Origin of the sequence: Microbacterium sp. MYb54 (assembly GCF_002979515.1) — a bacterium.
GTDB lineage: Bacteria > Actinomycetota > Actinomycetes > Actinomycetales > Microbacteriaceae > Microbacterium.
In genome coordinates this window covers 483,061-509,702 of record NZ_PCPA01000001.1, presented here as the reverse complement: position 1 = coordinate 509,702, position 26,642 = coordinate 483,061, and the positions used below count along the sequence as shown (strand labels likewise).

Genomic DNA, 26,642 nt, shown 5'->3' with positions numbered 1-26,642 from the left:
CGTGGCTGAGCACATCGCCGTGCTCGCGAACCCGTTCTCCGGCAAAGGCCGGGGTGGGCGAGCGGCGGAGACCGCTGTTCTGCACCTCAGAGAGCGCGGTGCAGACGTACGCACATACGCGGGGGCTTCCGCGGCGGACACCGCTCGACTCGCCGTCGTGGCCCTCGCTGACGAACCTCGGGCGCTCGTCGTGGTTGGTGGCGACGGAACGCTGTCCGGCGTGCTCGACACGGTGTGCGCCGCGTCGGTCCCGGTGGTTCTGGTCGCTGCCGGCACGGGCAACGACCTCGCCCGCGCCCTCGGTCTGCCTCGCAGCGATGCCGCAGCCGCCGCGGAGCTCGCGCTCACCGGTGTTCCCCGGGCGATCGATGTGGGAGAGATCCGCACCGCGGGGGGAACGCGCAAGTTCCTCACGATCGCCGCACTCGGGTTCGATGCGAAAGTCAGTGATCGAACCAACCGGCTTCGCTGGCCCCACGGCGCACCGCGCTACTACCTCGCCCTGTTGATCGAGCTCGTGCGCCTGCGTGCCATGGCCTTCACCCTCGCCGTCGACGACGAGCCGCCAACGAGTTCTCCCGGCACGCTGATCGCGGTCGGAAGCACATCGAGCTACGGCGGCGGGATGCCGATCTGTGCGGGGGCCGTTCCCGACGACGGGCTGCTCGACTTCGTGCACGTCGCTCCACTCGGACGACTGCGTCTGCTGCGTCTCTTTCCGTTGCTGTTGCGGGGGACGCACCTGAACCGGCGGGAAGTCGTGCATCGCCGTGCGCGGACCGTGACGGTCGCAGCGCCCGGCCTCGTCGTCTACGCGGACGGCGAGCGGATCGGCGAAGACGAATGCACGGTGTCGGTGCTTCCCGCAGCCTTCACGATGCTCGTGCCGGAGGAGACCAATGGCTGAGTTCGACGAGGACGTCGTCATCGTCGGCTCGGGCTTCGGAGGCTCGGTCGCCGCGCTTCGTCTGGTCGAGAAGGGCTATCGGGTGCGCGTGTACGAGGCGGGGCGTCGTTTCGAGGACGACGATTTCGCGAAGACCAGCTGGAACCTGCGCCGCTACCTGTGGGCTCCCGCGATCGGTTGCTACGGCGTGCAGCGCATTCATCGACTGCCGGACGTGATGATCCTCGCGGGTGCTGGGGTCGGCGGGGGCTCGCTCAACTATGCCAACACGCTCTATCAGCCGGGTGCCGCGTTCTTCCAGGACCCGCAGTGGCGGGGCATCGCCGACTGGGAGTCCGAGCTCTCCCCGCACTACGCGACGGCGAAACGGATGCTCGGCGTGGTGGAGCACTATCCGCACACCGGACCCGTCGAGCGGATCATGGCCGGCGCGGCCGACGACCTCGGAGTCGGCGCCACCTTCCGTCACGCGCCGGTAGGGGTGTGGTTCGGAAAGCCGGGGGAGCGCACGCCTGACCCGTTCTTCGGCGGCGAGGGCCCCGATCGCACCGGATGCACGCTCTGCGGCAACTGCATGGTCGGATGTCGTGTCGGCGCGAAGAACACCCTGATGAAGAACTACCTGGCGCTTGCCGAGCGACGCGGCGTCGAGATCGAAGCGCTGCGCACCGTCAGCGAGGTGCGTGAGCTCGCCGGCGGTGGATTCGCGGTGACGACGCAGCGCAGCGGCGCCTGGTTCCGGCACGCGCCTCGAACCGTGACAGCCGCGCAGGTCGTGTTGGCGGCCGGCACCTGGGGCACGCAGCAGTTGCTGCATCGGATGAAAGAGTCCGGCGCGCTGCCACGGATCTCGGATGCGGTCGGCCGCCTCACCCGTACCAACTCGGAGGCTCTCGACGGTGCGGTCGCCACGAAGGTCCCTGAATCCCTGCAGCTTGCTCGGGGTGTGGCGATCACCACCTCTTTTCACGTCGACGATCGCACCCACGTCGAGAACGTCCGCTATGGACCGGGCTCGAACCTGATGGGAGCACTCGCGACCGTGCTCGTCCCCGGCGATCGGCGCCTCGGCGCCCGATTGGGCAGCCTCCTGACGCAGGTGGTCCGTTCGCCGGTGCGACAGTTCCGACTCGGGAACCTGCGCCGGTGGAGCGAGCGAGGCATCATCGCCCTGGTCATGCAGACCGCGGACAACTCGCTCACGCTCTCGTTGCGGAGGCGGTTCGGCAGGCTCGTGATGACGAGTACCCAGGGGCACGGAGAGCCGAATCCGAGCTACCTTCCCCAGGCCCACACCGCTGCCGCAGCCATCGCGGCGCGGGTCCAGCACGAGGGCGGCGTGTCGGCGCAGGCGCGCGGATCATGGCCGGAGGTGTTCGGCATCCCGCTCACGGCGCATTTCCTCGGCGGTGCGGTGATCTCTGCCTCGCCGGAAGAGGGTGTCATCGACGCCTATCACCGTGTCTGGGGTCATCCCGGCCTGCACGTCGTCGACGGTGCGTCCGTTCCCGCGAATCCCGGTGTGAACCCGTCTCTCACGATCACCGCGCTGGCCGAACGGGCTCTGTCCTACTGGCCGAGGGTCGACGAAGCGGATTCCCGACCGTCGCAGTAGACGACGAAGGGGCCGCATCTCTCGATGCGGCCCCTTCGAGTGCGATCAGCGGCTCTCGATGCCGCGGATCTGCGGGGTGTGGAACGAGCCGCCGAACGCTCGCTCCGAAGCCCCTTCACGGTCGAGATACGGCGAGGCGCCACCGTCGATGAACGGCCAGCCCGCGCCCAGGATCAGGCACAGATCGATGTCTTCGACCTCGGGGACCACTCCCTCGTCGAGCATGAGCTTGATCTCGGTGGCGAGACCGTCCTGTACGCGCTGGAGGATGGTCGCAGCCGTTGCCGGAGTCTTGCCCACAGCCGGCTTGAGCACCTTCTCGGCCTGCTTGCTCCAGCCGACGACACGCCCACCCTTGTCCTTCTCCACGACCGCGTCGAGCTCGGCGAGAGCGTGGAAGTTCTCGTTCGCGTAGAACCGTTCGGGGAAGGCGTGCACCATCGTGTCCTGCACGTGGGCTGCGACCTTCCAGCCCACCAGGTCGATCAGCTGGAAGGGGCCCATCGGCAACCCGAGCGGGCCGAAGGCCTTCTCGACATCAGCGATCGGCGTGCCCTCGTAGACGGCACGAGCGGCCTCGCCCATGACCTTCGCGAGCAGTCGGTTCACGACGAACCCGGGGGCGTCCGCGGTGAGAACCGCGTTCTTGCCAAGGTTCTTCGCGACGACGAAGGCGGTCGCCAGCGCCGCGTCTGCCGTGTGCGGCGTCTTCACGATCTCGATGAGCGGCATCACCGCGACCGGGTTGAAGAAGTGGAACCCGACCAGGCGCTCCGGGTGGGCGAGCTTCGACCCGATCTCCTCGACCGAGAGCGACGAGGTGTTCGTCGCGAGGATCGCGTCCTCTGCGATGATCTTCTCGATCTCACCGAACACCTGCTGCTTGACGCCGACCTCTTCGAACACGGCCTCGATCACGAAGTCGCAGTCCGCGTAGAGGCTCTTGTCGGTGGTGCCGGTCACGAGCGCGCGCAGCTTGTTCGCGCTGTCGGAGTCCAGGCGGCCCTTGGCTTCGAGCTTGCCGATCTCCTCGTGGATGTACGCGACGCCCTTGTCGACGCGCGCCTGATCCAGATCGGTGATCAGAACGGGCACCTGGAGCTTGCGCACGAAGAGCAGCGCGAACTGGCTCGCCATGAGTCCGGCGCCGATGATGCCCACTTTGGTGACCTTCTTCGCGAGCTGCTTGTCGGGAGCGCCGACAGGTCGCTTCGCACGCTTCTGCACCAGGTCGAACGCGTACATCGAGGCGGCGAACTGGTCGCCCGTGACGAGATCGGCCAGAGCCTCGTCCTCGCGGGCGAAGCCCTCTGCCTTCGTGCCGCTCTTCGCCTTGTCGAGAAGCTCGAGTGCCGCATACGGCGACTTCGGCATGGTGCCGATCTTCGACTCCAGCATCCCGCGGGCCATCTTGATGGCGATCGGCCACTTGGTGAGGCGTTCGATCTTGCCCGGCTCGTTCTTGCGCTCGACCTTCTTGCCGCCGAGGACCGCATCAGCCCACGCCAGCGAGTTCTCGAGGTAGTTCGCTGCGGGGAAGATCGCATCGAAGATGCCGAGGTCGAATGCCTGCTGCGGCTTCAGCATCCGGTTCTGCTTGAGCGGGTTCGAGATGACGACCTCGAGCGCATTCTCGATGCCGATCAGGTTCGGCAGCAGGTACGCGCCACCCCAGCCGGGGATGATGCCGAGGAAGACCTCGGGCAACGCGATCGCGGCAGCAGAGGAGTCGACCGTGCGGTAGCTGGAGTTGAGTGCGATCTCCAGGCCGCCGCCGAGGGCGAGGCCGTTCACGAACGCGAACGACGGTACACCGAGCTCTCCGAACTTGCCGAGGACCTTGTGGCCGAGCTGCGCGATCAGCCGCGCGTTGTCACGGGATCCGACCTTGCTGATGTCGGACAGGTCGGCGCCGGCGGCGAGGATGTACTGCTTGCCGGTGATGCCGACTGCCTGGATCTCGCCGGCCGCGGCGCGCGCCTTGAGTCCGTCGAGGGTCTCACCGAGCTGCGTGAGCGTCGCAGGGCCCAGGGTGTTGGGACGGGTGTGGTCACGGCCGTTGTCGAGGGTGATGAGGGCGAGGACCTTGCCGGAGGCGAGACGGATGTCGCGCACGGGGGAGTGCGTGATGACCTCGCCCTCGGTGAGCGCCTGGATCGGGGAGAAGTCGATGGCTTCGTAGTTCGTCACGTTCGCGCTCACTTCTTCTTCTTGCCGTCGTAGTGCGGGTTCTCCCAGATGACCGAGCCACCCTGGCCGAGTCCGACACACATGGCGGTGAGGCCGTAGCGGACGTCGGGACGCTCAGCGAACTGGGCCGCGAGCTGGATCATCAGACGCACACCGGAGGCGGCGAGCGGGTGCCCGATCGCGATCGCGCCGCCCCACTGGTTGACGCGGGGGTCGTCGTCGGCGATGCCGAAGTGGTCGAGCAGGGAGATCACCTGGATGGCGAACGCCTCATTCAGCTCGAACAGGCCGATGTCGGCGATGGTGAGGCCGGCCTTCTTGAGCGCCTTCTCGGTCGACGGGATCGGGCCGATGCCCATGATCTCGGGCTGCACTCCGGCGAAGGCGAACGACACCATGCGCATCTTCGGGGCGAGGCCGAACTCCTTCACAGCACCACCGCCCGCGAGCAGCGACATGGTCGCACCGTCGGTGAGGGGAGACGAGGTGCCGGCCGTGACACGCCCGTGCGGACGGAACGGCGTCTTCAGCGCGGCGAGGTCTTCCATGGTGGTCTGCGGGCGTCGGCCCTCGTCCTCCGTGGCGAGACCCCACGCACCATCAGCGGTCTTGGTCGCCACCGGCACGAGGTCGGGCTGGAGCTTGCCGGCATCGTATGCCGCCTGCACCTTGTGCTGGCTGAGCATGCCGTAGCGGTCGGACCGCTCCTTGGTGAGGTGCGGGAAGCGGTCGAAGATGCGCTCGGCGGTGACGCCCATGTTGAGCGCGCCGGGGTCGACCATCTTCTCGGCCACGAAACGCGGGTTCGGATCGGCGTTGGCGCCGATCGGGTGGTGTCCCATGTGCTCGACACCGCCGGCGAGGGCGAAGTCGTACATGCCGACACCGATCGATGCGCCCATGGTCGTGACGCTGGTCATGGCGCCGGCGCACATGCGCTCGACGGCGAGACCAGGCACGCTCTGTGGGAGTCCGGCGAGGATGGCCACCGAACGACCGAGGGTCAGTCCCTGATCGCCGGTCTGGCTCGTCGCGGCGATCGCGACGTCGTCGATGCGGTCGGCCGGGACGGCCGCGTTCCGCTCCATCAGGCCGATGGTCGCCTTCACGGCGAGGTCATCAGCGCGGGTGTTCCAGTACATGCCCTTTTCGCCGGCACGCCCGAAAGGCGTGCGTACTCCATCGACGAAGAAGACGTCCGAGATCTCGGCCACTCTGCCTCCAAGTTAGTGCGTGACCTCAGTCTATGAAGCCCGCGAAACCGGGAGGAATCGGTTGGATCGAACCTACGAAGCGGGTGCGGGGGTGGTGTCGGGCTCTTGCGCCGCATCTACAAAGGCGGCCGCGATCTTCTGTGCGGTCTGTTCAATCTGCCACGGGCGAGCACCCAGCGCGGCGAGTGCCGCAGCGATCTCCTCCGGGGTTTCGCCAGGGAGGTCCCACGCGACGCGACGGAGGTACTCCGGCGTGAGCAGGTTCTCGGTGGGCATCCCCAACTCCTCGGCCACCGCTTCCACGACGGGGCGCGCGGCCTTCAGGCGAGCATCCGCCTCGGGGTTCCGGTCGGCCCAGGCACGGGGTGGAGGGAGAGTGTCGCTCGGCACACGTTCGCGGGGCAATTCTTCGGTGGCGCGGCCGTCGACGAATGCCTGCCACCAGCGGTCGAGTTGCGTGCGGCTCGCGCGGCCCTGGAACTCCTTGATGCCGGCGAGCGCCTGCTTCGACTGCGGGTTCGCCATCAGAGCGGCCACCAGGGAGCGGTCAGGGACGAGGCGACCGGGGGACACGTCCTGTTCCTGAGCGTAGGATTCGCGGGCCTGCCACAGCGAGCGGGCGACGGCGAGGTTTCGAGCTCCGCGCACCTGGTGCAGTCCGCTGAGTCGACGCCATGGGTCCTCGCGGGGAGGTTTGGGCGCGCGAGTGAGGGTTGCGGCGAATTCTTCGGCTGCGTAGGCGGTCTTTCCCTGTTCCTCCAGCTCGGCGACGAGGATGTCCCGCACATCGATCAGGTGCAGCACGTCGAGGGCGGCGTACTCGAGCCAGGAGTCGGGGAGCGGACGCGTCGACCAGTCGGCGGCGGAGTGCTCCTTCTTGAGGGTGATGCCCAGAGTGTCTTCGACGACGGCACCGAGACCGACACGCTCATGCCCGAGGAGGCGCGAAGCGAGCTCGGTATCGAAGATGACCGGAGGCTCGAGGTGGAGCTCCCGCAGGGAAGGGAGATCCTGGCTCGCAGCGTGCAGCACCCACTCGACATCGCCGATGGCCTCTTGGAGTGGCGCGAAGTCTCCGATCGCGGGTGGATCGAACAGGAAGACCCCGGCTTCTCGCCGGAACACCTGCACGAGATAGGCGCGCTGAGAGTAGCGGAAGCCGGACGCGCGCTCCACGTCCACGGCGACGGGCCCGGTGCCTGCGGCGAGCACGGCGCAGGCTGCGCGGAACTCCTCAGCATCCGAGATCACGGAGTATTCAGTCACGTACAGCCTTTCGCGCGCCGATCACGGCGATGCCCTCGGAGCCGGGCGGAAGTCCCGCCAGCATTCCGACCAGCTCGGCCCATGCTTCGACGTGAGGTCGGAACGGGCCTTCCGGAGTCCAGGACGCCCGCAATTCTATCTGGGCGCCGTCTCCTTCGACGGCGAGACCGCCGAATCCCTTCGACAGCGTCTTCGTCGAGGTACCGGACTCCGAGTGATAGACCGCGTCGCGCGAGTCGAGAGCGTCGACCAGCCAGGACCACGTCACGTCGGCCAGAAGCGGATCGGTCCCGATCTCGGTCTCCAGCGGTGCCTGCGCGAAGATGACGATGCGCCACGATCCACCCCAGGCGCCGGGCTCGTCGGGATCATGCAGCAGCACGAACCTGCCGGTGCCGTACACGGACTCGCCTTCGCCCTCCGGGCGCACATCGGCGGCGAGCGCGATGGCGAAGGGGGCGAGGCCCTGTGGGGTCGCGATCTCGCGCACCGTGATGTCATCTCGGAACTCGGTTTCGCGCAGTTCAGCCACGGCGCTCTCGAAAGGCGTCCCGGCTTCGGGGGGTGCGGTCACGGCAACAGGCTAGAGTCAGGAAGCGATGAAGAGTCTCAGGCACGCCGTTACGCTCCTTGTCCCTGCCTTGCTCGCACTCGGAGCGGGGTTCGCCTTGCTCGTGTTCGCGGTCGCCCGACGCGTCGTGACGCCCATGCGACGCGCCACCGACACCGAGATCATCGCCGTCGACACCGGCGCGCAGACGATCGAACTGCAGCGCACCCTCGACACCGCGCTGCCGGGGAGATACGGCCTCTTCACCACCGGTACCTACGGATACGTCAAGCTCGGCGCCGTTCTCAGCGCTGACGGGACGAGCGTTCGTCGCAAGCTCCTGACCCAGATCGAGCCCGGTGCTCGTGTCGATCGCGCTGCCGCATTCAGCGGGTACTACTACTCATCGCCGAGCGAGCTCCACCTGCGCTGGGAGAACCTGTTGATCGGTTCTCCCGCCGGACCTTGTCCTGCGTGGTACTTCCCCGCAGCTTCGTCGACCTGGGTGATCCAGGTGCACGGACGGGGTGCCACCCGTGCGGAATGTCTGCGGGCAGTGCCGGTGTTGCATGCCGCTGGTCTGCCCAACCTCGTCGTCTCCTACCGGAACGACGGTGAAGCTCCGCGCACCAGGGCAGGGGCATATGCGTTGGGGGCGTCGGAGTGGCGCGACGTCGATTCGGCGATCGCCTACGCGCTCCGGCATGGTGCGGAGCGGGTCATCCTGATGGGATGGTCGATGGGTGGAGCGGTCTCGCTGCAAGCCGCAGTGACCTCCGGTCACCGAGATCGAATCGCCGGGATCATCCTCGAGTCCCCTGTCGTCGACTGGCGCACAGTGCTGCGCTTCCAGGCGAGACTGGCCGGGGTGCGGGCTCCGCTGCCCGAGCTCGCGATGGGAGCTCTCCAGATGCCGCTCACCGCGCGCCTCAGTGGGGCCGACGAGCCGATCCCGTTCGACCGCCTCGACATGGTCGCGCGTGCCGATGAGCTGACCGCGCCGATCCTGATCCTGCACAGTGACGACGACGGCTTCGTGCCGGCCGACTCTTCGCACGCGCTGCAGGAGGCGCGTCCTGACCTCGTCACGATGCCGAGGTTCACGGTGGCGCGCCACACGAAGCTGTGGAACTACGACCAGACCGGGTGGACGACCGCGATCACCGACTGGCTGGATGCGCAGGGCTTCAGCGCTTCTGCCTGACCTGATTCTTCGCGCGCATCAGCATCCCGGTCATGCCGCCGATGCGCAGCGGTGACACCGCCTTGGTGAGTCCGATGCTCTGCGGGTAGTCGTTCGGGATGGCGAGGACCTCGTCGGCGGTGAGTCCGGTGAGGCCCTGCACCAGGATGCTCGCGAACCCGCGGGTCGTCGGAGCCTCCGGCGGCGCGGTCGCGTGCATGGTCACGATGTCGTCGTGCACCTCGACGTGGATGTACACGGGGGACTGGCACTCCGCGACGCGCTCGTACATCTCCGGGTGGGTCGCGACCTCGTCGGACACATCCGGAAGCTCGTCGGAGAACTCGAGCAGCAGCAGGAGGCGATCGGTTTCAGGGGTCTCGAGGAACCCGTCGCGGATCTCGGCGAGGGAGTCAGGAACGTCGCTGGTGCTCATCCCTGTCATTGTCACATGTTCAGAGCGCGCCGGGCTCCGAACCGGTGACGATCGGCACGCGTACCGCGCTGCCCCACTCGGTCCAGGACCCGTCGTAGTTGCGCACGTTCTCGAAGCCGAGGAGGTGCTTGAGTACGAACCAGGTGTGGCTCGAGCGTTCCCCGATGCGGCAGTAGGCCACGACGTCGTCTCCGTCGTTCAGACCGGCGCCGTCTCGGTAGATCGCATCGAGTTCGGCACGACTGCGGAAGCCTCCATCCTCAGCGACGGCCTTCGCCCACGGCACACTCTGCGCGGTGGGGATGTGACCGGCGCGCAGCGTCCCTTCCTCGGGGTAGGCGGGCGCCGTGGTGCGCTCACCGCTGTATTCCTCAGGGGAGCGCACGTCGATGAGCGGGCTGCCGATGTGCGCCAGGACGTCTTCCTTGTATGCACGGATCACCGAGTCGTCTCTCTCGACGATCGGATACTCGGTCGCCGGGCGGTTCGCCGGCTCCCGGGTCAGCTCGCGGCCTTCGGCGATCCAGCGGTCGCGACCGCCGTCGAGCAGACGCACGTCTTCGTGGCCGAAGAGGGAGAACACCCACAGGGCGTAGGCGGCCCACCAGTTGTTCTTGTCGCCGTAGATGACGACCGTGTCGTCGCGCGAGATGCCCTTGCGGCTGAGCAGCTCGGCGAAGCCCTCGCCATCGACGTAGTCGCGTCCGACGGGATCGTTGAGCTCGGTGTGCCAGTCGACCTTCACCGCACCCGGGATGTGGCCCGTCTCGTACAGCAGTACGTCCTCGTCGGATTCGACCACCACGAGGCCTGGGGCGCCCAGCCGTTCGGCGAGCCACTCGGTCGTCACGAGACGGCCGGGTTCGGCGTACTCGGCGAACTTGGGGGAGGAGGAATCGAACTCGATGGCCATGGGATCTCCGAAGCGTTGAGCGGACGAGGGCGCGGGTGCGAACGGCGTAGTGTTGATCCGTCCCTTCGACGATAGATCCCCGCCGAGCACCCTGCGCCCGATTCGTAAGACTTCGACACAGGCGAGCACCCGATTCAGGACCGTGATGACCGACACGACCAGCCGAACCGTGCACCTCACCGAGCGTCAGCCGACCGTCACCGGACCAGAGATGCTGGCGAGCATGGTGCCGCCGCCCCAGTTCGACACGGCGACGTTCGACAGCTACCGCGCTGATCCCGCCTATCCCTCACAAGAGGAGGCGAAGGAAACGCTGATGCGTTTCGCCGGGCGCGGCGCCCCCGTGAAGCGCGGCGGCCTGTTCAGTCGTGCGAAGAAGGAACCTGAGCTCAAGCCGGGCGTCTACCTTGACGGTGGGTTCGGCGTCGGCAAGACCCACCTGCTCGCCTCGATCTACCATGCGATGCCCGCACGTCGGAAGTACTTCGGCTCGTTCATCGAGTACACCGCGCTCGTCGGCGCACTCGGGTACAAGAACACCGTCGACCTGCTCAAGGGCGCCGACCTGCTGTGCATCGATGAGTTCGAGCTCGATGACCCGGGCGACACGATGGTGATGACCAGGCTCCTGGGCGAGCTCGTCCCGACCGGCACCCGGCTCGCCGCGACATCGAACACCCCGCCGAACGCCCTCGGCGAGGGGCGCTTCGCCGCGCAGGACTTCCTCCGTGAGATCCATGCCATGTCCGACAGCTTCCAGACCCTGCGCATCGACGGCGTCGACTTCCGCCAGCGCGCCCTCGACGGACACGCCGTCGTGCTCGACGACGCTGCCTATAAGGCCGCCATCGCGACCGTCGGAGCGGAGGGCGCAGTTTCCGACGACCTGTTCGACGAGCTGATCCGTCATCTCGCCCAGGTGCACCCCTCGCGCTACATCCGGCTCATCGACGGCGTCGGTGGCGTCGGCCTGCGCGACGTGCGCCAGCTCACGGACCAGTCCGAGGCGCTGCGTTTCGTCGCGTTCATCGACCGGGTGTACGACGCGCAGATTCCGATCATCGCCACCGGACTCGGCCTCGACTCGGTCTTCTCCGACGAGATGCTCGCCGGCGGTTACCGCAAGAAGTACCTGCGCGCCATCTCTCGGCTCAATGCGCTGACACATTCTGCGTAAGCCCGCAGACTCGCGTAACGCGATGTTCACAGGCGGAGCCGCGCTGTAACCGCGGGGAAACAAACCTCACGCATTGACGAAACCGCAGGTCGTCACACTGAAGCTCTCAATTACTTCGGATGTGAGGTTTTCCTATGGATGCTCCCGGCAACATCTCGTGGGCGATCACCGCGACAGCGTTGGTTCTGCTCATGACGCCCGGCGTCGCCTTCTTCTATGGCGGTCTCGTCAAGGCGAAGAGCGTCGTCAGCATGATGATGATGAGCTTCGGCTCCATCGGACTCGTCGCCGTGCTGTGGATTCTCTTCGGCTTCTCGATGAGCGCCGTCGACAGCCCGACCGCCTTCGCAGGCAACCCGTTCGCCGACTTCGGCCTCTCGAGCCTCGCCGAGGGTGAAGGGTCGAACGTGGCGCTCCTGGGTGTCGCCTACGGCGCCACCTTCGCGATCATCACCGTCGCGCTGATCTCCGGGGCGATCGCCGACCGCGCCAAGTTCGGCAGCTGGCTGATCTTCGCGGGCATCTTCGCCACCGTCGGCTACTTCCCGGTCGCCGCCTGGGTCTGGGGTGGTGGCTGGATCATGAATCTCGGCACCACGCTCTTCGGTGAGGACAGCGGTATCGGCGTCATCGACTACGCCGGTGGTACCGCGGTGCACATCAACGCGGGTGCTGCCGCACTCGCCCTCGCTCTGGTCCTCGGCAAGCGCATCGGATTCCAGAAGGGCATCCTCAAGCCGCACAACGTGCCGCTGACCCTGCTCGGCGCGGCATTGCTGTGGTTCGGGTGGTTCGGCTTCAACGCCGGTGCGGAGTGGCTGTCCGAGGACATGGGCGGTGTCGGCCTCATCGGTCTGAACACGCTCGGTGCGACAGCTGCGGCCATCCTCGGCTGGATCCTGATCGAGAAGATCAAGGACGGCAAGCCCACCTCGGTCGGTGCCGCTTCCGGTGCTGTTGCCGGTCTCGTCGCCATCACCCCGGCGTGCGCCAACCTCACACCCGGTTGGTCGCTGCTGCTCGGTGCCCTCGCCGGTGTCGTCTGCGCCCTCGCCGTCGAGCTGAAGTTCCGCCTCGGGTTCGACGACTCGCTCGACGTGGTCGGCATCCACCTCGTCGGTGGCCTCATCGGAACGCTGTACCTCGGCCTCTTCGCCACCGGCACCGGACTGTTCGTCGGAGGCGACGCTCGCCAGCTCGCGGTGCAGGTGATCGCCGCATTCGGTGTTCTGATCTACTCCTTCGTGGTCGCCTTCATCATCGGCTTCGCGATCGAGAAGACGATCGGCTTCCGCATCACGAACGAGGACGAGATCGCCGGTGTCGACTCGGTCGTGCACGGCGAGGAGGGCTACGCGCTCGCAGACGCCTGATCTGCGGTTAGGGTGACCGTGTGAGCAAGACCAACGGCATCCTGACGACACTCGTGGAGATCCTGCTCAAGGCGGTGGGATCCGGCCGGGCGTCTCGGACATCAGGTCCGAGGCGCCCGGACGCGCGTCTGCGGCCATCAGCACAGCCCTCGGCCCCGGCCTCTCCCGCAACGGATCCCGGACGTGTGCGCGGAACCGAGACCGTCCGCATCGATCCGGACCGGATCAAAGGGCTTCAGGTCGCGTATGCGCCACAGCGTGACGGCGCCCCGGATGCCGGCGAGATCGTCTGGACCTGGGTGCCGTACGAGGAGAACGACGGGCGTGGCAAAGACCGTCCTGTGCTCGTGATCGGCCGGGAGTCCGCGGAGCGGGTCTATGCGGTGCGGATGACGAGCAAACCGCACGAAGGCGAGCGTGACTACCTCTCCATCGGCGCCGGTGCCTGGGATTCCCAGGGACGGGAATCCTGGATCGATGTCGAGCAGCTGTACAGCGTGCACGAGCGAGGACTGCGGCGGGAGGCCGCCGTCCTCGATCGGGGGCGCTACGACCGCGTCGGAGCCGCTCTCACGCGGCGCTACGGGTGGTCCGTCGCGGGCTGAGGGCGGGGAACGCCTGCAGCACCATCTCCACGAGCTCGGCCAGAGGTCGGGTAAGCGGATCGGTCGCAGGAAGACCCGTGTCGAGTTCGATCTCATCGATCGCTGCGGCCAGCTGCGCCTTCGAGAGGTTCTCGTGGTTGACAGTGACACCGATCACCCGGGTGTCGGCGAACGCCTCGATCAGGGCGATCTCGCTGGTCACCGTGGGCATCGCCACCATGGGGAAGTCGCCGAGGACCTTCCGGCCCGGAGCATGCTGCACGATGACACCGGCGGGCTGGCTGCCTCGAAGGATGTGGGCGGACGTGATGTAGGCGGGGTGGCTGAGCGCCCCCTGACCCTCGACGATGATCACGTCGGGGTTCTCGCCCTCGAACGCGGCGACGACCTGGTTCTCGACCTCGCCGGAGCAGAACTGCGGCACGAGGGCATCGAGTGCGACGCCGTAGCGGCCACCCTGGATGATCGTCGTCTGTCCGGTGCCGACCATGACCGCGTGGATGCCCTGCTCGTTGAGCGCACGTACGAGGATCGTGGCGGTGGTGCGCTTGCCGATCGCTCCATCGGTTCCGAGGATCGTGATGCGCGGGCAGGTCACATCGAAGATGCGGCCCGAGAACAGGTGGAGGTCCTTCTTGTCGCGAGGACGACGGATGTCGGTGATGGTGACCTCGGCGAGGAGGGCAGCGGCGACGAATTCGGCGTCGTCCGTGAGGAACTCATGCAGACCGTTGATGATGTGCATGCCCCGAGCGATCCCGTCGAGCAGCACGGTGCGCTGACCGGCTGAGAGCAGCCCGTCGGCTGGTGCCACTCCGCAGATCAGGTAGTCCGGTACGTGCCCCGCATGCGCGATCGCGGTGGCGAGACCGTTGAGGATCGGGATGCCGTTCGCCTCCCCGTCGAGCACCATCCCCGCGTCGGCGCCGGCATGGGTGCTGTCGATGACGCTGAGGATGTCGTACTTCTCGGAGTGGCGGACGAGTCCGTTCGCGGTCTTGCCGTCCTGCTCGCCGAACTGGCCTTCGCAGTAGACGATCGCCGACGTACCGACCGGCAGGGCGATAGGGGCAGCCCACGCGTGCGCAGGGTCGCTGAAAGAGGGAACTGACGGGGTGGGCATGACGCTCCTCGGGCTCACACAGAGGAGGCGACGGAGAACGAAATGACCGGTGAGGCCCGTTGGTCGACAAGAAGTCTTCCCTGATGCCGGCAAGATACCGGCATGCTCACCGTAGCAGCGCTGCCTGGGACCGGGCCGCGAGTATGTGGCGGCCAATCCACAGCGCATACCCCCCCCGCGAACCTGGCGATATCGAGCGGAAACCGGAGAGGTGCAATCCGATCTGACGCGGGCTTCGAACCAGTGGTGAGTCGCGAAGAGCGGCGCCACACAAGGAGGAATCATGCGTTTCATCCCTACCAAGGTCCACGGAGCCCTCGACTACATCGTCGGTATCGCGTTGATCGCCGCGCCCTGGCTGTTCGGCTTCGCGAATGTGGGCGGAGCAGCTGTCATCATCCCGATCGTGCTCGGCATCGGACTCATCGTCTACAGCCTGTTCACGAAGTACGAATGGGGCCCCTTCGGCTTCATCCCGATGCCCGTCCACCTGGTGTTCGACATCGTCGCCAGCTTGTTCCTCGCTCTTTCACCGTGGATCTTCGGCTTCTCGGGCGAAGCGCTCAACGTCTGGCTCCCGCACGTTGTCGTCGGTGTCGCCGTGATCCTCGTCGTGCTGTTCTCGCAGCCGCAGCCGGCGACCACTCGGGGTCGTGCCGCCACGGCATGACCTCTTCGCAGACGCGATGCCGGGCGACTGGACTTCCCGAAGCAGTCACCCGGCATCGTCATGTTCATGCGTCGGACGAAGCGCCATCGAGGCCGCGTAAAGCGCGGCTGAGCCAGCGCGCGTAGAGCAGCCACGGGTCGCCCTCCTCGCGGAGGGCGCTCACGTGCGTGTGCAACTCGTTCGTGTAAGTGAACCACTCGCCGCCTTCGCGGATTCCGGCGAACTCCCGGTGGCGCTGTTGCTCGACTGCTCGACCGCCGCGTTCGAAGGCGAGGAGCTCGTCGTGCCGGATCGCGACCAGCCGCTGCCTGGGCCGTCTGCTGGTGCCGATCTTCACGCGCTTGTCGAAGCGGAGGTAGTAGACCACATCGACGCGGGGGAGCGGAAGGTCGGGGTCGGGTGCGTCACCGTAGCGCCAACCGCACGCTGCGCAGATCCACACCCCATCGGTGCGGATGCCCTGAACGCCCCCGCAGAGGGAGCAGGGGCCCGGGAGGGTGCGTTTCGACACGACTGCAGGCTACGCGCGACCTCGGACACCGTCATTCCTTCTCCGGACCCGCTCGCGCGCCTAGTGTCGAAGGCAGGACGAAGGCAGGACGAAGGGAGCGGCGCTGATGACGACCTCGCGGGGCTTCGGTGCGTGGTCCGTCATGTCGGTGGCCTCGATCGTGTTGGTGGCATGCGCTCCGACGCCTCAGGCGTCGCCCTCCCCGCCGCTCCCCTCGCCCTCCGGTTCTGTGTTGCCGGGGGAGGAGAGAACCATCGTCGACGAACTGGCTGCCCCCTGGTCCATTGCCTTCTATGAGGGGACGGCGCTGATCAGCGAGCGCGATGCCGCCCGCATCGTGGAGGTGACGGACGATGGCAAGGTTCGAGAGGTCGCAGTGATCGACGGCGTGGAACCGCGCGGTGAGGGCGGGCTGCTGGGCATCGCGGTCCAAGACGGTCGGTTGTACGCGTACTCCACGGCGGAAGACGAGAACCGGGTGCAGCGTTTCGACCTGTCCGGGTCTCCCGGCGCACTCGAGCTCGGAGAGCCCGAGACGATCCTCTCGGGGATGGCCGCAGCGACGAATCACAACGGAGGCCGTATCGCGTTCGGTCCCGACGGCATGTTGTATGTGACCGTCGGCGATGCGGGAGACCGCGAGAGCGCTCAGGACCTGACGTCTCTGTCGGGCAAGATCCTCCGCCTCACGCCGGATGGGGACGTGCCAGAGGACAACCCCTTCGACGGCTCGCCGGTCTTCAGCCTCGGCCACCGCAACCCGCAGGGTCTTGCGTGGGACGAAGACGGCACCCTGTATGCGAGCGAGTTCGGGCAGGACACCTGGGACGAGCTGAACGTGATCGAACCCGGTGGGAACTACGGCTGGCCGGAGGTGGAAGGCATCGCCGACCGGGACGGCTTCCTCGACCCGGTGCAGCAGTGGGCTCCTGATGTCGCAAGTCCCAGCGGCATCGCGATCGCTTCGGAGTCTCTCTTCGTCGCGAATCTCCGTGGCGAGAGGCTGCGAGAGGTGCCTCTGGATGACCTCGCAACGTCCGCCGAGTACTTCGTCGGTGCGTTCGGCAGGCTTCGCGACGTGGCAGTCGCCCCGGATGGCGCCCTGTGGGTGCTCACCAACAACACCGACGGTCGCGGCGATCCCGGGGACGGCGATGACCGAGTCCTGCGCGTTCCGATCGAGTGATCCTCGACCGCCCGGAGGATGCGAGCATACTCTCGGGCGTTCTTCGCCCCGGCCCGAAAACAGAAGAACCCCCGAATGGATCGGAGGTTCTGTGGTGGGCGATACCGGACTCGAACCGATGACCTCTTCCGTGTGAAGGAAGCGCGCTACCAACTGCGCCAATCGCCCATACCCGCGGGGTACGTCAACCGATACTACCCGACGCTCAGAGGCCGAGTGGACCACCCAGGGAGACACGCGCGAGATTCGCTGCCGGTTTGGCAGGTCGCAGATCTTCGGCTAATGTTTCATGAGTGCCCGGGACAACCGGGAACGAAATGCGGATGTAGCGCAGTTGGTAGCGCACAACCTTGCCAAGGTTGGGGTCGCGAGTTCGAGTCTCGTCATCCGCTCGAGTGAAGTAGGTCTTCTTCGGAAGATCTGCAGCACGTGGGGTCAATCCACACGGTGGCGTGGCCGAGCGGCTAGGCACCGGCCTGCAAAGCCGTTTACACGGGTTCGAATCCCGTCGCCACCTCACTGGAAAACTTAATAAGCCCCAACGGGCGCGATTGGCGCAGCGGTAGCGCGCTTCCCTGACACGGAAGAGGTCACTGGTTCGATCCCAGTATCGCGCACAGACAAACCCCCGGTTCTCCGGGGGTTTTTTCGTGTCCGGAGGAGTGCCGGCGAAGGCTGTGTGCCCAGGCGATCCCGGGCACGCAGCCTCCGCTCAGACCAGGAGCGTGTCTCCGATGAACCCGCCTTCCGTGCACCCGGGTGGGACGGCGAACACGGCGGAACCGATCGGGACCGTCCACTCGTTGAGAAGGTCGAGCTCGTCGAGCCGTCGCTGCATCGGGATGAACTGCCGCTCGATATCGGCCTGGAAGGACACGAAGATCAACCCCGACTCCGAGACTTCGGCGCCGACCGGTCTCTCGTCGTAGTTGTACGCACGCCGGAAGATGCGTTCCTCGCCGTCGCCACGGGCACGCCGGATGTGCGCGAACTGGGGGATGACGGGGAAGCCGATTGACGTCTTGGCCTCGAAGTCGGGCTCGTCGAACTCGTCGGTGCCGGTCAGCGGGGCACCGTTGGCCAGGGTCCTGCCCACGGATGCGTCGCGCCCGCCTCGGTCGAGACGGTCCCACTTGTCGAGGTCCATGCGGATGCGGCGGACCACGATCCCGGTCCCGCCGGCGAGCCATCCTTCGTCGCTCCAGACGACCCGATCGAAGTCTGACGTGCCCGGTTCCGGGTTGGTCGTGCCGTCGACCTGCCCGAACAGATTGCGCATCGTGGTTCCAGGGCGTTCGGTCCCGTAAGCACGCCGGAAGCCCTGCTGCGTCCAGCGGATGCTGGCGAAACCCCTGGCATCCTTCAGCAGCATCCGGGCCGCATGAGCGACGGTCAGCGGATCGTCGGCTGCGATCTGCATCAGAAGGTCGCCGTCGGAGAATTCAGGGCGCAGCTGATCCACTCCGAAAGCGGGAAGGGGAGCGAGCCAAGCCGGCCCGGTCGCGGTGGCTCGCGTGATGAAGCCGGGGCCGAATCCGAAGGTGATCGTCAGCCGTGCCGGTGACAAGGCGAGTTCCGGCTCGGAGTCGGCGAGGGCCGGGAGGCCCTGGGTGAGTCGCGCCGCATCGTCGGTCAGCAGGCGCATCAGGCGGACGAGGCCGTCGCGATCGACCTCATCGCGAAGATCCAGGCTGAGGAAGACGCCGTTGGCCTGTGCCGCGGTGTCGACACCCGCCTGGTGCACGCCGAAGAAGGGGACGCTGCGTTCACCGTTCATCGGAGGGGAGACCGGCTTCGCGCCGCTCTCCTGAGAGTTCAGGGCGAGATCCACTCCCACGGCCGCGACCGCGCCGACACCGGCGACAGCTCCTCCGAGGAGGAACTGTCGCCGAGTCGACCCGGCACGTCGGGAGCGGGCGCCCTCAGCGGGCGCCGACATCACTGCCCCGAGCCGTCTTTCTCATCGCCGCTTTCGTAGTTCTCGTTCGCGCCCGAGTAGTCCTTGACAGGAGCTGAGAACTCGTAGGTGGAGTCGTCCGAGAAGGTGAGCGTGAAGCTGACTTCGCTACCGGCCGTGAGTGGGCCGGTCAGCTCCATCATCATGATGTGGTTCGCGCCAGGCTCGAGTGCGAGCTCTCCGTCAGCGGGGATGACGAACCCGCCGTCCTTCTCGCGCATCACCATCTCGCCTGACTCGTTCTCGACCGTCTCATGCAGCTCGAGCATGGTCGAGGCATCCGAGGTGACGGAGACGACGGTCACGTCGTCTCCGCTGCCGTTGACGAGCGTTCCGAATCCGGCGGACATCCCTTCTTCGGCTGACTTCACCCAGGCGTCCTCGATCGTGACGACGTCGCCTGCCGGGCGCGTCTTCGATTCGGCTGGCGCGCTCTCCGGTGTGCATCCGGTCAGCGCGAGCACGGAGACCGCGATCACGGCCGCGAGGCGGGGGAGAGTTCTGGTGGTGTTCACAATGGTGCCTTTCACAGGTCATCTGCCGCGGAGCCGCCGGATTCCGGCGGTGCGGCTGCCGTCCGAGGACGACGAAGGAAACGAACGAGCACGAGGACGAGGACGGCTACGGCCGCCCCGCCTGCGCCGATGAGCAACACCCTGAGGGCGCCGCCCGACTCTGCGGTCTGATCTGACTGTTCTGTGGATGCTGAGGGGGTTTCCGGCGTGCCACCGGTCGTGGCCATCTTCATCGGTGCGGCGTCGCCCACCGTGAAGGGGACGACACCGGCGATCGGATGGCCGTCCTCTGACACGACCTGCCAGCGCACCTCGTAGCCGGCGGTCGGCATCCCTGGTGCGAGCGCCGCGGTGACGGTGCGTCCTTCCACCGTGACGTCTCCGGCGACCCAGTCCTTGCCCGACGCGTCGACGACCAGGACGACGGCGCCGGTCAACGATTCATCGAGTACCAGGAGCTCACCCGAGAACGTCATCGTGATGCTCTCCGGTGGAGTCGCCAGCTGTTCGTCTGTGGCGGGTGTGCTGGAGATCAGCTGGTCATGGGCCGACGCGGGTGCTGCGATCGCGAGTGTCGCGATCGCCGCCAACGTCAACCCGGCCGCGATCCTGCGGACAGGGGACATGGGAATGGCCTCTCATCAGACGTCGCGCGTGCGACGTGCATGCATGCGTTCAGAACCCGCGCACATCGGATGTGCGCGGCAGGACGCACCACGGAGCCATGAACCGGCCCAGGGTGCGGATCAGATCGCAGCGGAGAGAGGCGGTGCTCGACCACGAAGGGTCGCGAGGAGAACGAGGTCGACGACGCGTGCGATGTCGAAGCGACCGCGGAGACGGGCAGCGACGCGAAGTACGGGGAGGATCAGCGCATGATCGACGCGATGACGCAGCCACCGGACCAGCTGGACGGCGAGGTCGCGCACCAGGAGGAGCAGGCGTTCGCCCCGGTGCAGGGCTGCAACCGTCAGCAGAGCGGCGAGCGCGTGCCCGAGCCACATGGACGCGTCAGCGGTGACGGCTTCAGGGATGCCCGTCGCCGGAGGCAGCACGAGCGGCGCTCCGTGCACGTGCGGCATCGAGACAGCGGACGGTGTGATGGTGCCGAGGACGAAGAGCGTGTGGAACAGGAACTGGCTCACCGCGACGGAGATGCCGAGTCTGACCAAAGACAGCGAGCGTCCTGCGAGCAGCACGCAGATCATGAACGAGAAGACCCACGGCACGAGGATGCCGAGCGGGCCGGGCATCTGCCCTCCGCCCGAGACGTGGCCCGCGAGTGCGACGAAGATCGCCAGCGACGAGGCAGCGAAGCCGCGGACGACGGCTGGCTTCCTGGACTCGGTCACGCGTCCAGTCTGGCATGAACGCTGCGCCGGGCCCGTCGAGTCGGTGTGCGCATCCGCTCGACCAGACGGTGTTCGGTCAAGCGTGCCGAGCGCCGGCCGCACCCTTGACGACGTCGTATGCGGCGAGCGCGGCCTTCCTCGTCTCGCCGAGATCGACGATCGGCTGCGTCGGCGCTTCGGACGCCCACTGCGAGATGTAGATGCTCTGCGGATCGAACTTCTTCGCCTGGAGCTCCGGGTTGAACACGCGGAAGTAGGGAGCGGCGTCAGCACCTGAGCCCGCGACCCACTGCCAGTTGAAGGGGTTGTTGGCCTCGTCGGCGTCGACCAGCGTGTCCCAGAACCACTCTTCGCCGAGTCGCCAGTCGATGAGCAGGTTCTTCACGAGGAAGGATGCCACGACCATCCGCACGCGGTTGTGCATGTAGCCCGTACGCCAGAGCTCTCGCATCCCGGCATCCACGAGCGGCACTCCGGTCTCGCCGTGCTGCCACGCCTCCAGGTGCGTGGGGTCGAGAGGTGGCCAGGGGAAGGCGTCGAACTCCGGACGGAGGTTCTTCGTCGCCAGGTCAGGCGCTCGGTAGAGGGTGTGCCAGGCGAACTCGCGCCACCCGAGCTCGGAGAGGAATCCTCCCGCGCCGTCGACTCCGACCGACTCGTGCCAGACCGTGAAAGGGCTGATCTCGCCCCAGCGGAGCCGCGGCGACAACAGCGAGGTGGCTCCGGCGGCGGGTTCATCCCGTGCACGGTCGTAGGAGGGGAGGTCGTTCTCGAGGAACTCCTTCAACCGGCGACGCGCCGCGGGCTCACCGGGTTCCCACATCTCCCTCAGTCCGTCCGCCCAGTCCGGCGTCGTCGGCAGGAGGCGCCAGTCGTCCAGTGTCTCCGATGCGGGTGGTTCTGACAGGCCGGGAATCGCGCTCGGCTCGGGCAGTGGCATCCGTGGCGCGGGGAGGGCGAGGCAGGCGCGCCAGAACGGTGTGAAAACCGAGTAGTGGGTGCCGCTTCCGGTCGTCACGGTCCACGGCTCGTGCAGCAGAGATGCTGCGAAGGAGGTGACCGTCACTCCTTCGGCGCGGAGGGCCGTCTTGATCCCGGTATCCACCGAACGCTCGGGGCCGCCGTAGCGGCGGTTCCAGAACACGGCACCTGCTCCCATCTCCGCCACGACTCCGCGCACGACGGCATCAGCGGGACCACGACGCAGGATCAGTTGCGCGCCTCGCTCCCTGAGTCGCTCGCCGAGTGACGAGAGGGAATGATGCAGCCACCAGCGTGCCGCGGCTCCGAGCGGCCGGATCCCGAGGGATTCCTCGTCGAGCACGAACACTGCGACGACGGGTTCACCGCGATCGACGGCGGCGAGGAGCGCCGGGTTGTCCGCGATGCGGAGATCGTCACGGAACCAGACGAGTGAGGGCGAGGACATCGACCCATTCTCGCCGACCGCCCGCGGTTGCCGAGGCCGGCGTATCGAATGGGGTCTGTCTGCGAGGCGCTCAGGAGATCACACTGCGGTAGGGGCCGGTCGATACCCGCGTAGCTGTCGATCGCTCGCGTCGAAACCTACGCTCGTTCAGATGTGGACACGTGGTGTTGCGCTCGTCGCCGGACTGATCCTTGTCGGCGCGAGCCTGGGCGGATGCGCCGCTCTAGAGTCCGGGCCGAGGACGACCGAACAGATGCCCGTCGAAGACGTGGGCGTCGTCGAGCTCGCGACGGGAGGGTCGCTGCACATCACGCTGGGCACGACGCCGTCGCTGACCGTCACCGCGGGCGAGAAGGTCATCGATCGTCTGACCGCCGACCTCGATTCAGGAGTCCTCCGGCTGGGGGTCCGGGCCGAGTCGATCGAGTACGTGGGGGAGATCCGCTACGAGCTGGTGATCTCCGCCCTTTCCTCGATCACGGTTCTGGGGTCCGGCGACGCAGCGGTCGATTTCACCGGGACGGCCGACCCGTCGATCGTCGTGCGGGGTTCCGGTGGCGTCGAGGCGGTCGGCGTCGACGCGCAGACGGTGTCGTTGACCCTCGCCGGCTCCGGCTCGATCGACGTCTCGGATATGAAGGCGCAGCAGCTGACAGTGCGGATCGACGGATCGGGTGGTGTGCGAATCGACGGCACCGTCGCCGATCAGGACGTCGAGCTCCGCGGTCCTGGCGAGTACTCCGCCTCGGACCTGTCGACCGTCGACGCCCGAGTGGCCGTGCGCGGCGACGGCGAGGCATCCGTCGCCGCATCCGGAGCACTCGACGCTGAGGTCGACGGCAGCGGCGAGATCATCTACGTCGGTGACCCGCGCGTGACCGAGGACGTCACTGGCTCTGGTGAGGTGAACCGCCGCTGACCGGCGCCCCGCCAGGCCGAGGGCGTCGAGAGCTCAGCGGCGACGGGCACCGCTGCGCTGCGTGGGACCCTCGTCGGTGGACCACAGCGCCCATGCGACGAGCAGTGGCTGCAGGAAGAGTCGTCCGAGACGTCTGGCATCGGTGTCGAGCCCGGGAGTGGAGCGGCGGGTGCGCCACTGATGGATGTTCCCGGGAAGCACCGCCACGAAGAACGCCGCCGTCGCCCAGCCGATCCGTCGACGCTCCTTCGGCAGCGCCACCAGTCCCGCGGCGAGCGCGATCTCGGCAGCACCGGAGGCGATCACGATCGCGTTCTTGTCGAGCTTGGTGATCCGGGTCGCCCAGTCGGGGACCACGACGCGAAAGCCGCGGGTGCTCACGAAGTGGGTGACGCCGATGGCGCCGAGGGCGATGGCGAGGATCCAGCGTGCGACGGCTCTGCTCATCCGCTCACGCTACATGCCACGCCCCGGAACGCGGTCGCGCCCCGGGGCATCGCGCGCGACGGTCAGTCGCCCGTGACCTGGCTAGCCTGCTCCCACGCGCGGAAATCATCCGCGATCTCGGGGGAGTGCGTGTGGTGGAGGTAGTGCTCTCCGTCGACTGGCACGACCATTCCATCTGCGACAGCTGCCGCCTGGGTCTCGTGAAGGGCGAGCCAGTCGGGGTTCTTCGCGTTGTCGGCCTCCACGAAGAGGAGGAGCGGCAGGTCCTCCGGGAAGGCTGAGCCGAGTGCGTCGGCGAAGTTGATGCGGATGTGCGACATCTCATCCAGGTAGGTCGGTGTGAGGGAGTTCCGGTTACTGAGCAGGGCCATCTGCTCGCGCGCGTCTGCCGAGTACGCCGACAGACTGTCGTCGTCACCGCCGAAGGCCGTCAGCAGTCGGACGAGGCCGAGGTTCTTGGCGACGGCCATCAGATCGGTCGGGAACACCGTGTCCATGTTCGGCTGGCCGGGCACACTGGTGTCGATCCCGACGAAGGCGGTGACCTCATCCGGATAACGGTGCGCGAACTCGATGCCGTAGATGCCCGCGATGGAGTGCCCCATCAGAACGTAGGAGTGCACGTCGAGAGCCTGGAGCGCCTCATGCACCTCAGTCACGATGTTCTCTGTCGTCCGTGGCTGATCGGTGCTCTCGCTCAGGCCGTAGCCGAACGGTTCGACCACGATCACGCGATGATCCTGCGCGAGATCGTCGACCAGCGGCTCGAAGTCGAGAACCGGTGATGCCGTGCCGAATCCGGGAAGCAGCACGATCGTGTCCGCCCCTTCGCCCGCGACTTGGACGTTCATCTCACGCCCGTCGACCGTCACAGTCTCTCCGTAGGGGACGATCCGATCCGCTTCTGCGTTGCTTGCCACCGCGTTGACGATCGTCGTGGCAGCCAGCCCCACCGCCACCACGGCGCCGATGGCCGTCACGGTGATCAGCGCTTTCTTCGCGAACTTCTTCATGGAAACCTCTCCGGAGGCACGCGGTGCGCCTCTGGTCTCCAGCGTTTCGCGTCGTGCTCCGTTTCGCGTCCCTCTGGCGCAGACACCCTTGTACTGCGTTCGCGGTACGCGAATGTGGTCCCGGTGGGGGACTCGCCGTCGAGGCAACCGCGGAATACTGGAAGCATGCCGGTAGCCCGAACTCGTGGGATCGCAGGGCCCCTCCGCGACGTCATCGTCTTCGCCGTCATCGTGACCTTCGCCGTCCTGCCGTTCCCCGACGAGGATTTCCGTGCGCGCGGATGGCTGCTGGTGCCGGCGCTCGTGCCCGCGGCGGCGGTGCTGCTCCGACGCCGTCTGCCCTTCGTCGCGCTCGGGGTGAGCCTCGCGTGCGCGATCGCTCTGGCCATTGCGGGTGTCGTGTCGCCCAGCTCGCTGATCGCGGCCGCCGTCAGCTGCTACGCGCTCGTCGATCTGCGCGGACGCCGCATCGGGCTGATCGGAGTCGTCGCTGCCGCGGTGATCGTGTTCCTCTCCAACGGCTTGGCGATGGAGGGAGATCTGGTCGACGCGACGGCCCTGCAGTTCGTCCTGTTCATCCTGCTGGCCGGGGCGATGGGAGATGCGGCGCGGTCTCGACGGGAGTTCATGGAGGCGATGACGGATCGCGCGGAGCGGGCGGAGCGAACCCGCGACGACGAGGCCCGCCGCCGGGTGACGGAAGAGCGGGTGCGGATCGCACGGGACCTGCACGATGTCGTCGCTCACCAGATCTCGGTGATCAGTCTCAACGCGGGGGTGGCCTCATCCGCGTTGGAGACCCGCCCGGAGCGAGCGCGCGAGGCGCTCGCGACCATCCGCAGCGCGTCGCGAACCGTGCTCGCCGACATCGGTGGGTTGATGTCGCTCCTCAGATCTGATGACGCGGGTGACGCGCCCGACCTGCATCCTCAGCACGGACTCGCCGATCTGGACACGCTCGTCGAACGGTTCGCGGATGCCGGGCTCCGCGTGGGCATGGATCGTGCCGTCGATCCCGTCGCCCTGTCTCCTGCGAGCGACCATGTCGCGTACCTGGTGGTGCAGGAGGGCCTGACCAACGCGCACAAGCACGGAGCTGGCGGTACGGTCACCGTCATGGTCCGGGTGGTCGACGATGCGCTCGCGCTCACCATCACGAATCCGGTGCATTCGCTGGACGCCGTAGCCTCCTCGCCGAGCGGCCATGGGCTGCGCGGACTCCGCGAGCGGGTGTCTGCGGTGCGCGGCGAGGTCTCGACCGACCGGACAGAAGGAGAGTTCGTGCTGGCAGTTCGCATTCCCACGAATGAACGGAGCGCGCGCGCATGATCTCCGTGCTCGTGGTCGACGACCAGCCGCTGGTCCGTCAGGCGGTGCGTGACATCCTCACAGACGGCGGTCTGCGTGTGATCGGTGAGGCGGCCTCGGGGCGTACGGCGGTCGCATCTGCCGCAGGGCTCGTCCCCGACGTCGTGCTGATGGACATCCGGATGCCTGACCTCGACGGAATCGCCGCGACCGAGCTGATCTGCGCAGCGCGTCCGGCCGGAAGACCGCGGGTGCTCATTCTCACGACGTTCGAGGAGGACGAGTACGTGGTCGCCGCGCTCAGGGCTGGAGCGAGCGGTTTCATCGGCAAGGGGGCTGAGCCGGAGGACATCGTCCGCGCCGTGCGCACGATCGACGCGGGGGAGGCGCTGCTGTCTTCGACCGCGACGCGCACGCTCATCGAACGATCGGTACGAGGGGCCGCCGCGCCGGTGTCCGGTGCGCATCGCGAGGTGCTCTCACGGCTGACGTCGCGTGAGCACGAGGTGCTGCTGCTGGTCGCCGGCGGAAAGACGAATCAGGAGATCGCGTCTTCTCTCACGATCTCGCCGCACACGGCCAAGACGCACGTCAACCGGATCATGTCGAAGGCGGACGCGCGGGATCGGGCGCAGCTCGTGATCCTCGCCTACGAATCGGGCATCGTGGTCGCCGGCGGCTGAGCGGACGCCCTTGCGTGTGCCGCCGATCGTGCATGCACGGCGGTCAGGACCGCGTGATCATGCGAGTAACCTGGGTACCGACCCAGATGGAGAGTTTCTG

Annotated in this window: 26 protein-coding genes and 4 tRNA genes; 14 read left to right on the top strand and 16 right to left on the bottom strand. The window is 67.1% G+C overall.

Features of this window, described 5'->3' with window-relative positions:
- The first annotated feature begins 1 nt into the window (after position 1).
- Both CQ040_RS02470 and CQ040_RS02465 read left to right on the top strand, forming a co-directional pair.
- A complete protein-coding gene (locus CQ040_RS02470) occupies positions 2–907 on the top strand; it encodes a YegS/Rv2252/BmrU family lipid kinase (protein WP_105525289.1) in 906 nt (301 codons plus the stop codon).
- Entirely contained in the window at positions 900–2,522 is a 1,623-nt protein-coding gene (locus CQ040_RS02465; protein WP_105525290.1) for a GMC oxidoreductase, read from the top strand. The genes CQ040_RS02470 and CQ040_RS02465 overlap by 8 nt, the downstream gene beginning before the upstream one ends.
- 45 nt (positions 2,523–2,567) lie before the next feature.
- Here CQ040_RS02465 and CQ040_RS02460 read toward each other — a convergent pair whose 3' ends face one another.
- The 4 genes from CQ040_RS02460 to CQ040_RS02445 all read right to left on the bottom strand — a co-directional run bounded on the left by CQ040_RS02460 (position 2,568) and on the right by CQ040_RS02445 (position 7,766).
- Positions 2,568–4,712, bottom strand: coding sequence for a 3-hydroxyacyl-CoA dehydrogenase NAD-binding domain-containing protein (locus CQ040_RS02460; RefSeq protein ID WP_105525653.1), 2,145 nt, complete (start codon positions 4,710–4,712; stop codon positions 2,568–2,570).
- 8 nt (positions 4,713–4,720) lie between these two features.
- Positions 4,721–5,926 (bottom strand): thiolase family protein, encoded by a 1,206-nt coding sequence (locus CQ040_RS02455; protein WP_105525291.1) that lies wholly within the window; start codon positions 5,924–5,926, stop codon positions 4,721–4,723.
- 72 nt (positions 5,927–5,998) lie between these two features.
- On the bottom strand, positions 5,999–7,192 hold the full coding sequence (locus tag CQ040_RS02450; protein WP_105525292.1) for a ribonuclease D: 1,194 nt from the start codon (positions 7,190–7,192) through the stop codon (positions 5,999–6,001).
- The gene (locus tag CQ040_RS02445; protein WP_028501774.1) at positions 7,185–7,766 is read right to left on the bottom strand and encodes a DUF3000 domain-containing protein; all 582 of its coding nucleotides are present in this window, start codon (positions 7,764–7,766) and stop codon (positions 7,185–7,187) included. Before CQ040_RS02445 ends, CQ040_RS02450 begins: the two co-directional genes overlap by 8 nt.
- A 25-nt stretch (positions 7,767–7,791) precedes the next feature.
- On the opposite strand from CQ040_RS02445, the gene CQ040_RS02440 reads away from it, so the two are divergent.
- Positions 7,792–8,946 (top strand): S9 family peptidase, encoded by a 1,155-nt coding sequence (locus tag CQ040_RS02440; protein WP_105525293.1) that lies wholly within the window; start codon positions 7,792–7,794, stop codon positions 8,944–8,946.
- Here the strand turns inward: CQ040_RS02440 and CQ040_RS02435 are convergent.
- Both CQ040_RS02435 and CQ040_RS02430 read right to left on the bottom strand, forming a co-directional pair.
- Positions 8,930–9,361: a SufE family protein gene (locus tag CQ040_RS02435; protein ID WP_028501776.1), complete on the bottom strand. Its 432-nt coding sequence runs from the start codon at positions 9,359–9,361 to the stop codon at positions 8,930–8,932. The genes CQ040_RS02440 and CQ040_RS02435 overlap by 17 nt on opposite strands.
- Before the next feature lie 19 nt (positions 9,362–9,380).
- Positions 9,381–10,274 carry a sulfurtransferase gene (locus CQ040_RS02430; protein ID WP_105525294.1) on the bottom strand — a complete coding sequence of 298 codons (894 nt, stop codon included), beginning with the start codon at positions 10,272–10,274 and terminating at the stop codon, positions 9,381–9,383.
- A gap of 145 nt (positions 10,275–10,419) precedes the next feature.
- On the opposite strand from CQ040_RS02430, the gene zapE reads away from it, so the two are divergent.
- From zapE to CQ040_RS02415, 3 genes are all read left to right on the top strand, one after another.
- On the top strand, positions 10,420–11,451 hold the full coding sequence (zapE, locus tag CQ040_RS02425; protein WP_105525295.1) for a cell division protein ZapE: 1,032 nt from the start codon (positions 10,420–10,422) through the stop codon (positions 11,449–11,451).
- Positions 11,452–11,585: 134 nt separating this feature from the next.
- A complete protein-coding gene (locus CQ040_RS02420; RefSeq protein WP_105525296.1) occupies positions 11,586–12,824 on the top strand; it encodes an ammonium transporter in 1,239 nt (412 codons plus the stop codon).
- Positions 12,825–12,844: 20 nt separating this feature from the next.
- Entirely contained in the window at positions 12,845–13,429 is a 585-nt protein-coding gene (locus tag CQ040_RS02415) for a type II toxin-antitoxin system PemK/MazF family toxin (RefSeq protein ID WP_105525297.1), read from the top strand.
- Here CQ040_RS02415 and CQ040_RS02410 read toward each other — a convergent pair.
- On the bottom strand, positions 13,395–14,552 hold the full coding sequence (locus tag CQ040_RS02410) for a DUF1611 domain-containing protein (RefSeq protein WP_181156673.1): 1,158 nt from the start codon (positions 14,550–14,552) through the stop codon (positions 13,395–13,397). The genes CQ040_RS02415 and CQ040_RS02410 overlap by 35 nt on opposite strands.
- Before the next feature lie 283 nt (positions 14,553–14,835).
- Here CQ040_RS02410 and CQ040_RS02405 point away from each other — a divergent pair, with 283 nt between their 5' ends.
- Entirely contained in the window at positions 14,836–15,222 is a 387-nt protein-coding gene (locus CQ040_RS02405) for an SPW repeat protein (RefSeq protein WP_105525298.1), read from the top strand.
- Between the two features lie 64 nt (positions 15,223–15,286).
- On the opposite strand, the gene CQ040_RS02400 is transcribed toward CQ040_RS02405, so the two are convergent.
- Positions 15,287–15,733, bottom strand: a complete 447-nt coding sequence (locus CQ040_RS02400) for a GIY-YIG nuclease family protein (RefSeq protein ID WP_258131187.1) — start codon at positions 15,731–15,733, stop codon at positions 15,287–15,289.
- A gap of 106 nt (positions 15,734–15,839) precedes the next feature.
- Here CQ040_RS02400 and CQ040_RS02395 point away from each other — a divergent pair, with 106 nt between their 5' ends.
- A complete protein-coding gene (locus tag CQ040_RS02395) occupies positions 15,840–16,919 on the top strand; it encodes a sorbosone dehydrogenase family protein (protein ID WP_105525299.1) in 1,080 nt (359 codons plus the stop codon).
- A gap of 92 nt (positions 16,920–17,011) precedes the next feature.
- On the opposite strand, the gene CQ040_RS02390 is transcribed toward CQ040_RS02395, so the two are convergent.
- Positions 17,012–17,087, bottom strand: a tRNA-Val gene (locus CQ040_RS02390).
- A gap of 151 nt (positions 17,088–17,238) precedes the next feature.
- On the opposite strand from CQ040_RS02390, the gene CQ040_RS02385 reads away from it, so the two are divergent.
- From CQ040_RS02385 to CQ040_RS02375, 3 genes are all read left to right on the top strand, one after another.
- Positions 17,239–17,311, top strand: a tRNA-Gly gene (locus CQ040_RS02385).
- A 54-nt stretch (positions 17,312–17,365) separates the two neighbouring features.
- Positions 17,366–17,436, top strand: a tRNA-Cys gene (locus CQ040_RS02380).
- 28 nt (positions 17,437–17,464) lie between these two features.
- Positions 17,465–17,536 (top strand) — tRNA-Val (locus tag CQ040_RS02375).
- Positions 17,537–17,631: 95 nt separating this feature from the next.
- Here CQ040_RS02375 and CQ040_RS02370 read toward each other — a convergent pair.
- The 5 genes from CQ040_RS02370 to CQ040_RS02350 form a co-directional block, all read right to left on the bottom strand.
- Positions 17,632–18,858: a Dyp-type peroxidase gene (locus CQ040_RS02370; protein ID WP_105525300.1), complete on the bottom strand. Its 1,227-nt coding sequence runs from the start codon at positions 18,856–18,858 to the stop codon at positions 17,632–17,634.
- The gene (locus CQ040_RS02365) at positions 18,858–19,391 is read right to left on the bottom strand and encodes a copper chaperone PCu(A)C (protein ID WP_105525656.1); all 534 of its coding nucleotides are present in this window, start codon (positions 19,389–19,391) and stop codon (positions 18,858–18,860) included. Before CQ040_RS02365 ends, CQ040_RS02370 begins: the two co-directional genes overlap by 1 nt.
- 11 nt (positions 19,392–19,402) lie before the next feature.
- Positions 19,403–20,017, bottom strand: coding sequence for a copper resistance CopC family protein (locus CQ040_RS02360; protein ID WP_105525301.1), 615 nt, complete (start codon positions 20,015–20,017; stop codon positions 19,403–19,405).
- Between the two features lie 120 nt (positions 20,018–20,137).
- A complete protein-coding gene (locus CQ040_RS02355) occupies positions 20,138–20,743 on the bottom strand; it encodes a hypothetical protein (RefSeq protein ID WP_146113839.1) in 606 nt (201 codons plus the stop codon).
- A gap of 76 nt (positions 20,744–20,819) precedes the next feature.
- Positions 20,820–22,172, bottom strand: coding sequence for a deoxyribodipyrimidine photo-lyase (locus tag CQ040_RS02350; protein ID WP_105525303.1), 1,353 nt, complete (start codon positions 22,170–22,172; stop codon positions 20,820–20,822).
- A 253-nt stretch (positions 22,173–22,425) separates the two neighbouring features.
- On the opposite strand from CQ040_RS02350, the gene CQ040_RS02345 reads away from it, so the two are divergent.
- On the top strand, positions 22,426–23,091 hold the full coding sequence (locus CQ040_RS02345) for a GIN domain-containing protein (protein ID WP_181156674.1): 666 nt from the start codon (positions 22,426–22,428) through the stop codon (positions 23,089–23,091).
- 33 nt (positions 23,092–23,124) lie between these two features.
- Here CQ040_RS02345 and CQ040_RS02340 read toward each other — a convergent pair whose 3' ends face one another.
- Together CQ040_RS02340 and CQ040_RS02335 are read right to left on the bottom strand one after the other, a co-directional pair.
- A complete protein-coding gene (locus CQ040_RS02340; protein ID WP_105525304.1) occupies positions 23,125–23,538 on the bottom strand; it encodes a hypothetical protein in 414 nt (137 codons plus the stop codon).
- A gap of 62 nt (positions 23,539–23,600) precedes the next feature.
- Positions 23,601–24,551: an alpha/beta hydrolase gene (locus tag CQ040_RS02335; RefSeq protein ID WP_105525305.1), complete on the bottom strand. Its 951-nt coding sequence runs from the start codon at positions 24,549–24,551 to the stop codon at positions 23,601–23,603.
- Between the two features lie 165 nt (positions 24,552–24,716).
- On the opposite strand from CQ040_RS02335, the gene CQ040_RS02330 reads away from it, so the two are divergent.
- Positions 24,717–25,880: a sensor histidine kinase gene (locus tag CQ040_RS02330; RefSeq protein ID WP_105525306.1), complete on the top strand. Its 1,164-nt coding sequence runs from the start codon at positions 24,717–24,719 to the stop codon at positions 25,878–25,880.
- Positions 25,877–26,542 (top strand): response regulator transcription factor, encoded by a 666-nt coding sequence (locus CQ040_RS02325; RefSeq protein WP_105525307.1) that lies wholly within the window; start codon positions 25,877–25,879, stop codon positions 26,540–26,542. Before CQ040_RS02330 ends, CQ040_RS02325 begins: the two co-directional genes overlap by 4 nt.
- Positions 26,543–26,642 lie beyond the last annotated feature (100 nt).